This window comes from Fuscovulum blasticum DSM 2131 (genome assembly GCF_003034965.1).
Taxonomy (GTDB): Bacteria; Pseudomonadota; Alphaproteobacteria; order Rhodobacterales; family Rhodobacteraceae; genus Pseudogemmobacter; species Pseudogemmobacter blasticus.
Genome location: NZ_PZKE01000061.1, coordinates 1 through 861, shown reverse-complemented (window position 1 = coordinate 861; position 861 = coordinate 1). Strand labels below are relative to the sequence as shown.

The 861-nt window shown below is 64.3% G+C and carries 2 protein-coding genes; both read right to left on the bottom strand.

Features of this window, described 5'->3' with window-relative positions; translation table 11 throughout:
* Window positions 1-692, bottom strand: a 692-nt coding sequence (locus tag C5F44_RS17680) for an ABC transporter ATP-binding protein (protein WP_107674948.1), incomplete at its 3' end; no start/stop codon positions are given.
* A partial coding sequence (locus tag C5F44_RS17675; protein WP_478210336.1) for an ABC transporter ATP-binding protein C-terminal domain-containing protein occupies window positions 689-861 on the bottom strand: 173 nt, incomplete at its 5' end. The genes C5F44_RS17680 and C5F44_RS17675, both read right to left, overlap by 4 nt.

The window sequence follows — 861 nt, the reverse complement described above, 5'->3', positions numbered from 1 at the left end:
ATATCATCCATCCGCGCGGCCAGATCGGCCTGACGGATTTCCTCGACCACGGTGCCGTGCTCGATGATGAAGAAGCGGTCGGCCAGCGGCGCCGCGAAGCGGAAGTTCTGTTCCACCATGATGATGGTGAAGCCGCGCGCCTTCAGTTCGCGGATCACCCGCGCCAGCGTCTGCACGATGACCGGGGCCAGACCTTCCGAGATTTCGTCCAGCAACAGGATGTCGGCGCCAGTCCGCAGGATGCGGGCAATGGCTAGCATCTGCTGTTCGCCGCCTGAAAGGCGGGTGCCGGGGCTTTGCGCGCGTTCCTTGAGGTTGGGGAACATCGCATAGATTTCATCCAGCGACATCGCCATGTCGCGTCCGGCGCGGATCGGCGGCGGCAGCATCAGGTTTTCTTCGCAGCTCAGGCTGGCGAAGATGCCGCGCTCTTCGGGGCAGTAGCCAAGGCCACATTCCGCCATGCGGTGGGCGGGGGTGGCGCTCATGTCGCGGCCCTTGACCGAAAGCGTGCCGGTCCGTTGATCCAGCATCCCCATGATCGCGCGCAGGATCGTGGTGCGCCCGGCGCCGTTGCGGCCGATCAGACTGACCACTTCGCCACGGGCCACATCCAGGCTGACGCCATGCAGCACATGGGATTCGCCATACCAGCCGTTGATATCCTTCAGGGAAAGCACGGTCTCGCTCATCCGTGGGCCCCTTCCAGCTCGGTCTCGCTGCCCATGTAGGCGCTCAGCACCCTTGGGTCGGCCGAGACTTCGGCATAGCTGCCCTCGGCCAGGNTCGCGCCGCGCTGCAGAACCGAAATGCGGTCGCAGATCCCTGCCACCACCTTCATGTTGTGTTCGACCATCAGGA